Below are 12,912 nucleotides of genomic sequence, written 5' to 3' on the forward strand. Positions count from 1 at the left end.
CCAGCGTACGCCGCTGCGAACGGCGCGGACTCGGACCCCGGTCAGGCGGCGAGTTCGTCCTCGAGCGTCTCGGGGAGCGGAAGCCGCGCGAGACGGTTCTTCTTCGGCGCGTAGACGACGAGAGCGTGGTAGACGAATCGGACGACGAACGCGGCGAGCAGCGTCAGCGCGGTGGCGATGACCACGTGCAGGTGCGCGGCGCTCACCAGCAGCCACAGCAACGGGATACGCACAATCGCCTCGATGCCGTTGAACGTGAACGACTTGAGGAAGCGATGCCGCATGAGTCCGGACTCGGCGCGCATGTCGGCGAACACCAGGTACTCGAGCGCGAGGAAGTTGCCGATGATCGTCAGCAGGCTCGCGATCACCGACGCCACGAGGTACTGGACGCCGAGGCCGGTCAGGGCCCACGTGATGAGGAGGTTCGCCACCGCGCCGATGCCGCCCACGACGGCGAACGCCGACATGCGTCCGAAGCGCAGCATGGTCAGCTGGGTGAGGAAGCGCAAGCCCTGGCTGAAAGAGGCCTTGGATTCGCCGGCGAAACGCGGGGCGAACGAGAACGGCACCTCGGCGACGCGCATCTGCTTGCGCGCGAGGATCTCGAGCAGGATCTTGAAGCCGCGCGGACGCAGACCCTCGACGTCGAGCGCGCGGCGGTCGATGAGGAAGAAGCCGGTCATCGGGTCGGAGCAGTTGTGCAGCTTCCGGGGGAACATCGCCTTGGTGAGCAAGGTCGATCCGCGCGAGACGAGCGTGCGCACGGCGTTCGCGAGTCCGTCGGACGTGCCGCCGGCGGTGTAACGGGAGGCGACCACCACGTCGGCATCGCCGACCTCGGCCCGATTCAGGAGTTCGGCGATGACCTCCGGCGGGTGCTGGAGGTCGCCGTCCATGACGACGCAGTAATCGGATGCCGCGGCGCGGATGCCGTCGACCACCGCTCCGCCGAGTCCGCCGACCGGCTGGTCACGGTGGAGGAGTCGGACGGGAATCGATGCCTGCGCGGCGACGGCGCGGATGATGTCGGGGGTGTCGTCGGTGGAGTCGTCGACGAAGAGGATCTCGATAGCGCGACCGGGGAGCGCATCTGCCGTTCGACGGACGAGTTCGGCGACGTTCGGACCTTCATTGAAGGTGGGAACGATGACGGAAAGGTCCATGGATGCTCGCGTTTCGGTGAAGCCAGAAGTACACAGCGTAGACGGGCCGACACGTGCCCAAATAAGCATTGTGAATCATTTAGCTGAGAGGTATCGGGGCGTTCATCCCCGGGAGGGGTGGTCCGCTGCCGATTTCAGCCGATGGCGTTCTTCAGATCCTCGACCGTCATGCCGTAGTTCATGCGGATCACCGGGAGTGCGAGTTTGTCGGTCCCGAGGCGGACGTAGCCGTGTTCGATCGTGCGGCCCATCTCGAAGCCGGCACGTCGGAGCCCCTCCTTGGTGGTGTCGTTGTAGTGGCCGAACGGGTACGCCACGACCTCTTTCGCGCCCAGGATCGCCGCGGACTGCTCCAGGTCGGCGGCGATCGTGTCGGCGTCGTCGTTGACCATGCGACCTTTCCCGTTCGCGCCCGCGCGGTGCATGTCGTGGGTGTGCGATCGCTGGAGCACGAATCGGTTGGGCGTTCCCTCGGTGCGCGCCGAGGTGATCACGAAGGAGGTCGTCAGGAGGCGGCGCGCGTCGACCACGGGGGCGGCCTGTTCGAGCCAGGTGATGTCGGCATCGTCATCCGTGATGATGACCGATCGCTTCGGGAGGAAGAGGGCGCCGTCGATGAAGGCGCCCAGCTCGTCCCATGTCGGCAGATAGAACGCCGACTCCTGGATGTACGCCATCTGCGCGTCGAAGTCGCCGATGTAGGTGTAGTTCGCGCGCAACCAGCTGTCTTCGCCCTCCGGCTTCCGCGTGAACTGGTGGTACATGAGGATCGGGATGCCGGCATCCTCCGCCGCGTTCGCCGCGGGGGTCGTCCACGCGGCGTGGAGCGTCTGCTGCCGGTCACTGCAGGTGACCAGGTCCGCGCCGTTCACGCGAGCGGCGACGGACATCGCGCTCGCGTCGGCCGCGGAGGTGTACCAGCCCGCGAACACGCGACCGTCGGAGCGCGGGATCGGCAGCTTCTCGTAGCGCGCGTCCTGGGTCTGCAGTTGCGGATCCGCGGTGATGCCGTCGCCCGCGAACGAGACGGCGCACGCCTTCGGGTCACTGGTCGTGGACAGAAGCTTCTGCGCGGCGGTGAGGGGCGGCGCGGTCGGAGTGGGCGAGGGCGTCGGCGTCGACGGCGAAGAGGGCTCCGTCTCGGCGACGGGCTGCCCGGACGATTCACGCAGGAGCGCGAGAGCGCCGACGGCTCCGACGATGAGGACGACCGCGATCACGGCGGCGATCGTGCGTCGCAGGCGCACTCGCCGTGATGCCCGGCGGCGTCGTTGCGCGCGCGTGACCATTGACTCTTCCCCCGGATGTAGCGATCGTCCCCGCGATCAGCGCGATCCTATCCGGACGTTTCGCGCAGGCCGTGCACGGTCGCGCGCGCGTCGGCGGGGGATGATGGGCGCATGATCCGCATCGGCATCGTCGGCACCAGTTCCATCTCCGAGCGCCTGGCGGATGCGGTGCGGGCGGTCGACGGCGTCGCGCTCGGCCCGGTGGCGTCGCGTGACGGGGATCGCGCGCGCGAGTTCGCCGACCGCATCGGTGCGCCCGGCGCCGTCCGGGGACTGGACGCCCTGCTCTCGGCGGGCGAGGTGGATGCCGTCTATCTCGCGAGCCCGAACGCGGCACACGCGCAGCAGGTCGAGGCGGCCGTGGACGCGGGTGTCGCCGTGCTCGTCGAGAAGCCGGCGACGCTCGCCGCCGCCGAGTGGGACGGCCTCGTCGCCCGCGCGCGGGAACAGCGCGTCGTGCTCCTCGAAGCGATGCGCACCGCGTACGACCCCGGCATCCGGTCGATCGCCGAGATCCTGCCGCGTCTGGGCCGTGTCCGCAGGGTCTCCTTCCGCTACGAGAAGCGATCGGCGCGGTACGACCACGTCCTTGCGGGGGAGCAGACCAACATCTTCGACCCGTCTCTCGGGGGGAGCGCACTGCGTGACCTGGGGGTCTACCCCCTGCACGCTCTCGTCCTCCTCTTCGGCGAGCCGCGGCGGATCTCGGGCGCCCGTGTCGGCATCGCGTCGGGCACCGACGGCCTCGGCAGCGCGATCGCGGAGTACGACGATCTCGTCGCCGATGTGGCGTGGTCGAAGATCACCGACACGGCGCTTCCGAGCGAGATCCAGGGCGAGGAGGCCTCTCTGTCGGTGGACGCGATCGACGCACCGCGACGCCTCGTGCTCACCCCGCACGGCGGCGCATCGGAGGTGATCGACGTCGAGGCCCCCGAGAACCCGATGATCGGTGAGGTGGAGCGCCTCCGCGACGCGGTGCGCGGCGCCGACATCGCGTCCGACCAGGACCGCACCGCGTCGACCCTGCGCCTGGTCGACGTACTCCTGCAGCGTCCGCTGCGCTGACGCGATTCACCCGTCGTTTCCCCTGACGCGGTAGGAAGAGCGGATGACACGAGCCGGCACGGTGCCCGAGGTCTTCCTGGCGTTCCTGCGGCTGGGGGTGACGTCCTTCGGCGGTCCGATCGCGCACCTCGGGTACTTCCGCGACGACCTCGTCGTCCGTCGGCGGTGGATGGATGACCGTGCCTACGCCGACCTCGTGGCCCTGTGCCAGTTCCTGCCCGGCCCGGCATCCAGCCAGGTCGGATTCGCGATGGGGCTCCAGCGCGCGGGCTTCCTCGGCGCCGTCGCGGCCTTCCTCGGGTTCACCCTGCCCTCGGCGGTGCTGCTTGTCGCCTTCGCCGCGGGAGCCACGCTGTTCGCGGGCCCGGTGGGCGGCGGCATCCTGAACGGACTCGAGATCGTCGCCGTGGCCATCGTCGCCCAGGCCGTGTGGGGAATGGCGCGCTCGCTGACCCCCGACGCGCCGCGCGCGGGGATCGCCGTCGTCGCGGCCGCGCTCGCCCTGTTCGCACCGGGGGCCATCGGGCAGCTGGGGTCCCTCGTCATCGGCGTCGTGGCGGGACTGCTCCTCCTGCGCGACGTGGAGGAGGGGTCCGGGGAATCCCTCCCGTCTTTCGGTGTTCCGCGCGCCGTCGCGATCGGCAGCCTCGTCGTCGCGGCCGGCGCACTCGTCGGGCTCCCCGTCCTGGCCGCGGTGACGGGATCGGGCGTGGCCGCGCTCGCTGACGCGTTCTTCCGTTCGGGTGCGCTCGTCTTCGGCGGCGGCCACGTCGTCCTCCCTCTTCTGCAAGGCGCGGTCGTGGAGACGGGGTGGGTCTCGCCCGACGTGTTCCTCGCGGGATACGGCGCGGCGCAGGCGGTGCCGGGTCCGCTGTTCACGTTCGCCGGATACCTCGGCGCGGTCTCCTCGGTCGGTCCCGGTGGCGTCGTGGGCGCGGCCGTCGCGCTCGTGGCGATCTTCCTCCCCGGGTTCCTCGTGCTGGTGGGCGTGCTGCCGTTCTGGGACGCGCTGCGCGGCCGCCCCCGGGTTCGTGCGGCGATGCGAGGCGCGAATGCGGCCGTCGTCGGCATCCTGGGGGCCGCGCTGTACACCCCCGTGTTCACGACCGCCGTGACCGGACCGGGGCCCTTCGTGCTCGCCCTCGTCGGCTTCGTCCTGCTCACGGCGTTCCGGACACCGGCGTGGATCGTCGTGATCGTCGGGGCGGCGGGCGGAGTCGGGCTCGCGCTGCTCTGAGAGTCCGCTGAACCTCCGTCTCGTACGGAGTGACACCGAGTTTCTCGTTTGGCAGGATGAGCACACGGCATCGTCGCCGCGCCGGTATCGAAGGAGATCCCGTGTTCCACAGCCCGTACTCGCGTATCGAGATCCCCGCCGTCAGCGTTTACGATCACCTCTTCGGCTCCCTCGAGGACGTTGATCTCGACAGGGTCGCCGTGATCGATCCCGCGACCGGTTCCGAGACGACCTATCGGGCGCTGCGCGCGCAGGTCGACGCCTTCGCGGGCGCGCTCGCGCACCGCGGGGTCGACACCGAGACGGTCGTCGCGATGCTCTGCCCCAACGTCCCAGCGTTCGCGACGGTGTTCCACGGCATCCTGCGCCTGGGGGCCGTGGTGACGACCGTCAACTCCCTCTATACGGCCCACGAGATCGAGACGCAGTTGAGGGATGCCGGCGCCACCTGGCTCGTGACGGTCTCGCCGCTGCTCGGACCCGCCGCGGAGGCTGCGCGCGCCGCCGGCATCGCGGACGAGCGGATCATCGTCCTCGATGGCGCCGACGGCCACCCGGATCTGCGGTCGCTCCTGACGGAACGGCGGACCCCGCCCGAGGTCGATTTCGACCCCGAGACGCACATCGCCGTGCTGCCGTATTCGTCCGGCACCACCGGGGTGCCCAAGGGCGTCATGCTCTCGCACCGCAACCTCGTCGCCAATGTCGAGCAGTGCCGCGTCAGCATCCGTCTGAACAGCGACGACCGCGTGCTGGCGGTGCTCCCGTTCTTCCACATCTACGGCATGACCGTGCTGCTGAACCTCGCGCTGCGGCAGCGCGCCACGCTCGTGACGATGCCGAAGTTCGACCTGCTGGCGTTCCTCCGGTGCATCCAAGCCCACCGGTGTACGTTCCTGTTCATCGCACCGCCGATCGCGCTCGCGCTCGCCAAGCATCCCGTCGTCGACGACTTCGACATCTCGAGCGTGCACACCGTGTTCTCCGGCGCCGCTCCGCTGGACGGTGAGACCGCCGAGACCGCGGGCCGACGCATCCACGCCCGCTTCTTCCAGGGGTATGGCATGAGCGAGCTGAGCCCGGTGTCGCACGCGATCCCGCCCGAGCGAGAGGACATGCCGGTCAGCTCCGTGGGGGTCCTGCTGCCGAACGTCGAGGCGAAGCTCGTCGACGTCGAGACCGGCGCCGAGATCGAGGAGCACGACCGCGCCGGGCTCACGGCGCCGGGCGAGCTGTGGGTCCGAGGGCCCAATGTGATGGTCGGATACCTGAACCGCCCGGACGCCACCGCGGAGACGATCGACGCGGACGGCTTCCTGCACACGGGCGACATCGCGACCCACCACGAGGACGGGTACTTCACGGTCGTCGATCGGCTGAAGGAGCTGATCAAGTACAAGGGGTATCAGATCGCCCCCGCCGAGCTCGAGGCGCTCCTGCTGTCGCATCCGAAGATCCAGGATGCCGCTGTCATCGGCGTCCTCGACGACGAGAAGCAGGAGATCCCCAAGGCTTTCGTCGTCGCGGCCGCCGGCGCTGAGCTCACGGCCGACGACGTCATGTCGTTCGTCGCCGGGGAAGTCGCGCCGCACAAAAAGGTGCGACGCGTGGAGTTCGTCGACGCGATCCCGAAGTCCGCGTCGGGGAAGATCCTGCGGAAGGACCTGCGCGCCCGCGAGGGGTGAGGGGGAAAAGGCGAAACCCCCGCGATGTAGAAGCTACGCGAGGGTTCCTGGGGTGACTGTAACGGTCACCCTTGTGGCTCCGACCGGCATCGATCCGGTGACCTTTCGATTTTCAGTCGAACGCTCTACCAACTGAGCTACAGAGCCGAGCGGCATGTCTGCCGCTTCCTAAACGAAAGGCCTCCTCGAAAGAAGGCCCGTCGCTGTGGAGCGACCCTGACGGGACTTGAACCCGCGACCTCCGCCGTGACAGGGCGGCACGCTAACCAACTGCGCTACAGGGCCATGCATATTTAATTGTGACCGGTGAGTGACCCCAACGGGATTCGAACCCGTGCTACCGCCGTGAAAGGGCGGCGTCCTAGGCCGCTAAACGATGGGGCCGGATGAAGCTCGAACCTTACGATTTCGTGCTCACTTGCCGACCACCGAGCCTACTTCATGATCTTTGAGATTGCCAATCGGGGGCGTGGCGATGCTCCGCCCTGGCGTGTCGAGGGTCCAGACTAGCCGCGGCAGCGGGAACGCGCCCTGTTGTTCGTGTGATTCGTGTTGCTACTGTGGTGCGAGTTGCGAACCGGTGAGATGAGGTATTCCCGTGGCGCCTGAACCCCCCATCGGCGTTGATGACTGCGGCTGCGCCCCGAGCGCGGCCGAACGATCCCGGATCTGGCCGACTCTCGACCGCCGCGGTGCACTGAAGTTCGGTGCGTTCGGCGCTGTCGCGATCGGCGCCCTCGGTGCCACCGTCCCCTCGCTCATCTCGTCGTCCCCAGCGTTCGCGGCCGACTACCCGTCATGGGCCGATGTCGAGGCCGCCCGCGCCAACGAGGCGGCCAAAGCCGGCGAGATCTCCCGCATCCAGGGTCTGATCGCGGGTCTGCAGTCCGAGGTCGAGCGCACCCAGGCCGAGGTCATCGCGCGATCGGACGAGTATTACGCCGCGCAGCAGGCGTTCTTCGACGCCGACTACCGCGCTCAGCAGTTGAGGACGCAGGCCGACGCCGAGGCCGCCAAAGCGACGGATGCCGCGACCAAGGCCGGCAAGGTCGCCGCGCAGCTGTACCGCAGCGGCGGAGATGACACGTCTCTCGACCTCTTCTTCTCGGGGTCGGCGGCGACCGCCGACGATCTGCTCTCCAAGCTCGGCACCATGGACAAGCTCCTCGAGCGCAACCGGTCCGTGTACGCTGCGGCCGTGGCCGCGCGCGACAGCGCCAAGAACCTCAGCAGCCAGGCCGACGACGCGAAGGCAGAACGCGACCGCCTGCAGAAGATCGCGGAAGACAAGATGGTGGCCGCTCAGCAGGCCGCCGACGCGGCACAGGCGGCGCTCACCGAGCAGCAGGCGAACCAGGTCGTGCTGCAGGCCCAGCTCGCGGCGCTCCAGGACACGACGGCCAAGACCGTCGCCGACTACCAGGCCGGTGTCGAGGCCGAACGCAAGGCGCGCGAAGAGCGGGAGCGCAAGGCTCGCGAAGAGGCAGAAGCGCGCGACCGTGCTGCACGCGAGGCCGCAGCCCGTGCGGCAGCTGCGGCCGCGGCTGCCGCCAGCAGTGGCGGCGGAGGCGGCGGTGGCGGCGGAGGCGGCGGCGGTGGCGGCGGCGGTGGCGGCGGCGGATCCGTCGTCGGCTCCGGCTGGGCGCGCCCCTCGTCGGCCGGGATCAGCTCGGGGTACGGCCCCCGTACGGGGCAATGCGGCCCCGATTACTGTGCGAGCACGTGGCACCTCGGTCAAGACTTCGCGGCGAGCTGCTGGTCGCCGATCTACGCGGCAGCGGCCGGTCGGGTCACGTACGCCGGTTACAACGGCGGCTACGGAAATTACATCCGCATTCAGCACGACGACGGCTCCGGCACCGGATACGCGCACATCGTCCCGGGCGGAATCTACGTCTCGTACGGTCAGCGCGTCTCGGCCGGCCAGCAGATCGCGGCCACCGGCCAGACCGGTAACTCGTTCGGATGCCACCTGCACTTCGAGGTCTACCCGCCGTGGGGCGGCACGATCGACCCCGCGCCCTGGCTGCGCGATCGCGGCGTCTGGGTCTGATCAGACGACGAAGCCCCCGGTCGGTGACCGGGGGCTTTCGCGTGACGGGGAGGGTCAGATCGTGCTGGGCGACTCGCCCTCACCCTGCGTCTTGGTCTGGCCCTCGTGCTCCTCGAAGCGGGTGAACGCTTCGGCCACGAGACGCTCGGCTTCGGCGGCATCCGCCCACTCGTCGACCTTGACCCACTTGTTGGGCTCGAGGTCCTTGTAGTGCTCGAAGAAGTGCGAGATCTCCTTCTTCGTCCAGTCGTCGATGTCGCCGACGTCCTGGATGTGGTCCCAGCGGGGGTCCTTCGCGAGGACCGCGACGACCTTGTCGTCGCCGCCGGCCTCGTCGCTCATCTTCAGCACACCGACGGGGCGCACCTTGGCGAGGATGCCGGGGTAGAGGTCGCGGTCGAGGAGGACCAGCACGTCGAGCGGGTCGCCGTCCTCGCCGAGGGTGTTCTCGAAGAAGCCGTAGTTGGCCGGGTAGCCGAACACCGTGTACAGGATGCGGTCGAGGAAGACCCGGCCGGTGCCGTGGTCGACTTCGTACTTCACGCGGCTGCCGCGCGGGATCTCGATGACGGCGTCGTACGCGCCCATACGTGTGCTCCTTAGATCTGTGGGTTTCCGCGCCCAGCCTAGCCGGGGCGCTCCACGTCCGTTCGGGCATTCAGCCGGGGCCGCTACCGTGGAGGAGTGGAGCGACGACCTGGACTCGCCCCCGCCGTCGCGGAGGTGCGGCGAGCGGTGCGGGCGAGCCTCGAGGGACGCAGCGGTGCTGTCGTGGTCGCGCTGTCGGGCGGGGCGGACTCGCTCGCGCTCGCGGCGGCGACGGCCTTCGAGGCACCGCGGCACGGCATCCGCGCCGAAGCCGTGGTGATCGACCATGGGCTCCAGCCGGGATCCGACGCGATCGCGGAGAGGGCGGCCGAGGTCGCCCGCGGACTGGGGCTGTCTGCCCGGGTGGTCGCGGTTGAGGTGGGCACGGGGGACGGACCCGAGGCTGCGGCCCGCGCGGCCCGATACGCGGGTCTGGCGCGCGCGGCCGCCGAGGTCGGAGCCGACGCGGTGCTGTTGGGCCACACGCTCGACGACCAGGCCGAGACGGTGCTGCTCGGGCTCGCGCGCGGGTCGGGCACGGCGAGCCTGTCGGGCATGGCCCCCGAGCGTCGGGATGCCGCCGGCCCGGTGCTGCTGCGCCCGCTGCTGGCCGTGCGACGAGAGACCACGGCCGCCGCCTGCGTCGCGGATGGACTCGACCCGTGGCGCGACCCCCACAACTCCGACCCCGTGTTCGCGCGCGTGCGAGTGCGCGAGACCGTGCTGCCCGTGCTGGAGGCCGAGCTCGGGCCCGGTGTCGCCGAAGCCCTCGCGCGCACCGCCGATCAGCTGCGCGAGGACGCCGCGGCGTTCCAGGAGATGATCGACGAGACGATCGAGGACATCGTCGAGCACGCCGAGGCGGGGATCTCGGTGTCGGTCGCGGCGCTCGCGGCGAACCCCGCCGCGCTGCGGAACCGCATCGTGCGCCACGTCGTCGAGAGCGAGTTCGGCGTCGCCCTCACCCGGACGCAGACCCTCGAGGTCGCGCGCCTGGCCACCGACTGGCGCGGACAGGGCCCCATCGACCTGCCCGGCTGCCTCGCGCGTCGGGTCGGCGGCCGGATCGAGATCGTCGCGCGGGCGGCATCCTGAATCGTCCTGCGTAGACTTGCCCAATGCGCGCGGCCGACATCTCCGACGACATCAGCGAAGTCCTCCTCACCGAGGAGCAGATCCACGGCAAGCTCGCCGAACTGGCCTCGCAGGTCGCGGCCGACTACGCCGGACGCGACGTCGTCCTCGTGGGCGTCCTCAAGGGTGCGGTCATGGTCATGGCCGACTTCGCCCGTCACCTGCCCATCCACATCACGATGGACTGGATGGCCGTCTCCTCGTACGGCGCGAGCACCCGCTCGAGCGGCGTCGTGCAGATCCGCAAAGACCTCGACACCGACATCACCGGCAAGCACGTGCTGATCGTCGAGGACATCATCGACTCGGGCCTGACCCTCAGCTGGCTGCTCGAGAACTTCGCCTCGCGCGGTGCCGAGTCCGTCGAGGTCCTGGCGCTCCTGCGCAAGCCCGAGGCGATGAAGGTCGAGGTCGACTGCCGTTACGTCGGCTTCGACATCCCCAACGACTTCGTCATCGGCTACGGCCTCGACTACGCCGAGAAGTACCGCAACCTGCGCGACGTCGCCGTGCTCGCGCCGCACGTTTACTCCTGACCGGTATCCGGATGCCGGGCGTCTCGGCGTGGCATCCCTCGCCCGCGTACGCCCACGACGAACGCACAGTCTCGGCATAGCCGGCGGGCGTTACCCTGATCCCACCGCTTTTCACCGGGCGGATCACGAAAGGGCTGGGCTCGCCCACCATGGATTTCAAGAAGATCACGCGCAATCCGATCATCTACGTTCTGCTGGTCGGTCTGCTTCTGGTCATCGGTTTCTCCCTCATCTCGAACCTCAGCGGAGCCCGACAGGTCTCTACGCAGGAGGGCCTCGAGCTCCTCAAGGGCAACACGGTCACCTCCGCGACGACCAATGACACGGACCAGCGCGTCGATCTGAAGCTCTCGCAGCAGTACGAGGGCGCCGACACCGTGCAGTTCTACTACGGCACCGCGCGGGCATCCGAGGTCGCGACCGCCATCACCAACGCGGCCCCGTCGGACGGCTTCAACGACGTCGTCCCGCGTCCCGGCTGGTTCGACGGCTTCATCTCCCTCATGCTGCCCCTCGTGTTGCTCGGCCTGCTCTTCTGGTGGCTGCTGTCCAGCGCCCAGGGCGGTGGAAGCAAGGTCATGCAGTTCGGGAAGTCGCGGGCGAAGCTCGTGACGAAGGAGACGCCGACCGTGACGTTCCAGGACGTCGCGGGGTCGGACGAGGCGATCGAAGAGCTCGAGGAGATTAAGGACTTCCTCAAGGACCCGAAGAGGTTCGAGGAGGTCGGTGCGCGCATCCCCAAGGGCGTGCTGCTGTACGGCCCTCCCGGAACCGGTAAGACGTTGCTCGCCCGCGCTGTCGCGGGTGAGGCGGGTGTGCCCTTCTACTCGATCTCCGGTTCGGACTTCGTCGAGATGTTCGTCGGTGTCGGTGCGAGCCGCGTGCGCGACCTGTTCAACCAGGCGAAAGAGAACTCGCCGGCGATCATCTTCATCGACGAGATCGACGCCGTCGGCCGTCACCGCGGCGCCGGCATGGGCGGCGGTCACGACGAGCGCGAGCAGACGCTGAACCAGATGCTCGTCGAGATGGACGGTTTCGACCCCAAGGTCAACGTCATCGTCATCGCGGCGACCAACCGTCCCGACATCCTCGACCCCGCTCTGCTGCGCCCGGGCCGTTTCGACCGCCAGATCGGCGTCGACGCCCCCGACCTGAAGGGTCGCCAGCGCATCCTCGAGGTGCACGGCCGCGGAAAGCCGCTGTCGGACTCGGTCGACCTCGAGGTCGTCGCCCGCAAGACGCCCGGCTTCACCGGTGCTGACCTCGCCAACGTGCTGAACGAGGCCGCGCTGCTGACCGCGCGCTCGAACGCGCAAATCATCGACAACCGTGCCCTCGACGAGGCGATCGACCGCGTGATCGCCGGCCCGCAGCGGCGTACGCGCGTGATGAGGGACAAGGAGAAGCTCATCACGGCCTACCACGAGGGCGGACACGCGCTCGCGGCGGCGGCGATGAACCACACCGATCCCGTCACGAAGGTCACGATCCTCCCGCGCGGCAAGGCGCTGGGGTACACGATGGTGCTGCCGCTCGACGACAAGTACTCCGTGACCCGCAATGAGCTGCAGGACCAGCTGACGTACGCCATGGGTGGCCGCGTCGCCGAGGAGATCGTGTTCCACGACCCCACGACCGGTGCCTCGAACGACATCGAGAAGGCCACGAGTATCGCCCGCAAGATGGTGACCGAGTACGGCATGACGAACGAGGTCGGCCCGGTCAAGCTCGGGTCGTCGTCGGGCGAGGTGTTCATGGGGCGTGACATGGGTCACGGTCGCGACTTCTCGGAGCGCATCGCCGAACGCGTCGACGTCCAGGTCCGCGGACTCATCGAGCAGGCCCACAACGAGGCCTATCAGGTGATCAACGACAACCGCGAGGTGCTCGACCGCTTGGCGCTCGCGCTCCTCGAGAAGGAGACGCTCGACCACCTGGAGCTCGCCGAGATCTTCAAGGACGTCAAGCGTCTGCCCCCGCGGCCGCAGTGGCTGTCGTCGGGCGACCGCCCGGTGTCGAGCCTGCCGCCCGTCGAGGTCCCGCGACGCCAGTCCGCGGCCGGTGTCGCCGCGTCCACCGAGGCCAACGCGCAGCCGGCGACCCAGCCGCAGCGTCGGCCGAGCGGACAGACGCGTCCGGCCACCGCCTAAGGC

At 69.1% G+C, this 12,912-nt stretch carries 10 protein-coding genes and 3 tRNA genes; 7 read left to right on the forward strand and 6 right to left on the reverse strand.

Going from position 1 to position 12,912, the window contains the following annotated elements; all coding sequences use genetic code 11:
- Positions 1 to 41: 41 nt before the first annotated feature.
- Together ABC271_RS02495 and ABC271_RS02500 are read right to left on the reverse strand one after the other, a co-directional pair.
- Positions 42 to 1,166, reverse strand: coding sequence for a glycosyltransferase (locus ABC271_RS02495; protein ID WP_412923340.1), 1,125 nt, complete (start codon positions 1,164 to 1,166; stop codon positions 42 to 44).
- Positions 1,167 to 1,300: 134 nt separating this feature from the next.
- Positions 1,301 to 2,386 (reverse strand): polysaccharide deacetylase family protein, encoded by a 1,086-nt coding sequence (locus ABC271_RS02500; protein WP_412923341.1) that lies wholly within the window; start codon positions 2,384 to 2,386, stop codon positions 1,301 to 1,303.
- A 180-nt stretch (positions 2,387 to 2,566) separates the two neighbouring features.
- Here ABC271_RS02500 and ABC271_RS02505 point away from each other — a divergent pair, with 180 nt between their 5' ends.
- From ABC271_RS02505 to ABC271_RS02515, 3 genes are all read left to right on the forward strand, one after another.
- Positions 2,567 to 3,523, forward strand: coding sequence for a Gfo/Idh/MocA family protein (locus ABC271_RS02505; RefSeq protein WP_412923342.1), 957 nt, complete (start codon positions 2,567 to 2,569; stop codon positions 3,521 to 3,523).
- A 43-nt stretch (positions 3,524 to 3,566) separates the two neighbouring features.
- Positions 3,567 to 4,760, forward strand: a complete 1,194-nt coding sequence (gene chrA / locus ABC271_RS02510; protein WP_412923343.1) for a chromate efflux transporter — start codon at positions 3,567 to 3,569, stop codon at positions 4,758 to 4,760.
- 101 nt (positions 4,761 to 4,861) lie between these two features.
- Positions 4,862 to 6,445 (forward strand): AMP-binding protein, encoded by a 1,584-nt coding sequence (locus ABC271_RS02515; RefSeq protein WP_412923344.1) that lies wholly within the window; start codon positions 4,862 to 4,864, stop codon positions 6,443 to 6,445.
- Between the two features lie 74 nt (positions 6,446 to 6,519).
- Here ABC271_RS02515 and ABC271_RS02520 read toward each other — a convergent pair.
- The 3 genes from ABC271_RS02520 to ABC271_RS02530 form a co-directional block, all read right to left on the reverse strand.
- Positions 6,520 to 6,592: transfer RNA gene (locus ABC271_RS02520), tRNA-Phe, on the reverse strand.
- Positions 6,593 to 6,656: 64 nt separating this feature from the next.
- Positions 6,657 to 6,730, reverse strand: a tRNA-Asp gene (locus tag ABC271_RS02525).
- 26 nt (positions 6,731 to 6,756) lie between these two features.
- Positions 6,757 to 6,829, reverse strand: a tRNA-Glu gene (locus tag ABC271_RS02530).
- Positions 6,830 to 7,043: 214 nt separating this feature from the next.
- Between ABC271_RS02530 and ABC271_RS02535 the strand changes: the two genes are divergently transcribed.
- On the forward strand, positions 7,044 to 8,498 hold the full coding sequence (locus tag ABC271_RS02535) for a peptidoglycan DD-metalloendopeptidase family protein (protein WP_412923345.1): 1,455 nt from the start codon (positions 7,044 to 7,046) through the stop codon (positions 8,496 to 8,498).
- 54 nt (positions 8,499 to 8,552) lie between these two features.
- Here ABC271_RS02535 and ABC271_RS02540 read toward each other — a convergent pair whose 3' ends face one another.
- Positions 8,553 to 9,086 (reverse strand): inorganic diphosphatase, encoded by a 534-nt coding sequence (locus ABC271_RS02540; protein ID WP_412923346.1) that lies wholly within the window; start codon positions 9,084 to 9,086, stop codon positions 8,553 to 8,555.
- A 96-nt stretch (positions 9,087 to 9,182) separates the two neighbouring features.
- Between ABC271_RS02540 and tilS the strand changes: the two genes are divergently transcribed.
- The 3 genes from tilS to ftsH all read left to right on the forward strand — a co-directional run bounded on the left by tilS (position 9,183) and on the right by ftsH (position 12,909).
- Positions 9,183 to 10,181 carry a tRNA lysidine(34) synthetase TilS gene (gene tilS / locus ABC271_RS02545; RefSeq protein ID WP_412923347.1) on the forward strand — a complete coding sequence of 333 codons (999 nt, stop codon included), beginning with the start codon at positions 9,183 to 9,185 and terminating at the stop codon, positions 10,179 to 10,181.
- 23 nt (positions 10,182 to 10,204) lie between these two features.
- On the forward strand, positions 10,205 to 10,756 hold the full coding sequence (gene hpt, locus ABC271_RS02550) for a hypoxanthine phosphoribosyltransferase (protein WP_412923348.1): 552 nt from the start codon (positions 10,205 to 10,207) through the stop codon (positions 10,754 to 10,756).
- Between the two features lie 149 nt (positions 10,757 to 10,905).
- On the forward strand, positions 10,906 to 12,909 hold the full coding sequence (gene ftsH, locus ABC271_RS02555; RefSeq protein ID WP_412923349.1) for an ATP-dependent zinc metalloprotease FtsH: 2,004 nt from the start codon (positions 10,906 to 10,908) through the stop codon (positions 12,907 to 12,909).
- Positions 12,910 to 12,912: the final 3 nt, after the last annotated feature.

This window comes from Microbacterium canaveralium (assembly GCF_047238045.1).
Taxonomy (GTDB): Bacteria; Actinomycetota; Actinomycetes; order Actinomycetales; family Microbacteriaceae; genus Microbacterium.

Bases quoted from the DNA above. Each gene is read 5' to 3' on its own strand.
- ABC271_RS02495 (WP_412923340.1), bottom strand. From the start codon at position 1,166: ATGGACCTTTCCGTCATCGTTCCCACCTTCAATGAAGGTCCGAACGTC.
- ABC271_RS02505 (WP_412923342.1), top strand. From the start codon at position 2,567: ATGATCCGCATCGGCATCGTCGGCACCAGTTCCATCTCCGAGCGCCTG.
- chrA (WP_412923343.1), top strand. From the start codon at position 3,567: ATGACACGAGCCGGCACGGTGCCCGAGGTCTTCCTGGCGTTCCTGCGG.
- ABC271_RS02540 (WP_412923346.1), bottom strand. From the start codon at position 9,086: ATGGGCGCGTACGACGCCGTCATCGAGATCCCGCGCGGCAGCCGCGTG.
- hpt (WP_412923348.1), top strand. From the start codon at position 10,205: ATGCGCGCGGCCGACATCTCCGACGACATCAGCGAAGTCCTCCTCACC.
- ftsH (WP_412923349.1), top strand. From the start codon at position 10,906: ATGGATTTCAAGAAGATCACGCGCAATCCGATCATCTACGTTCTGCTG.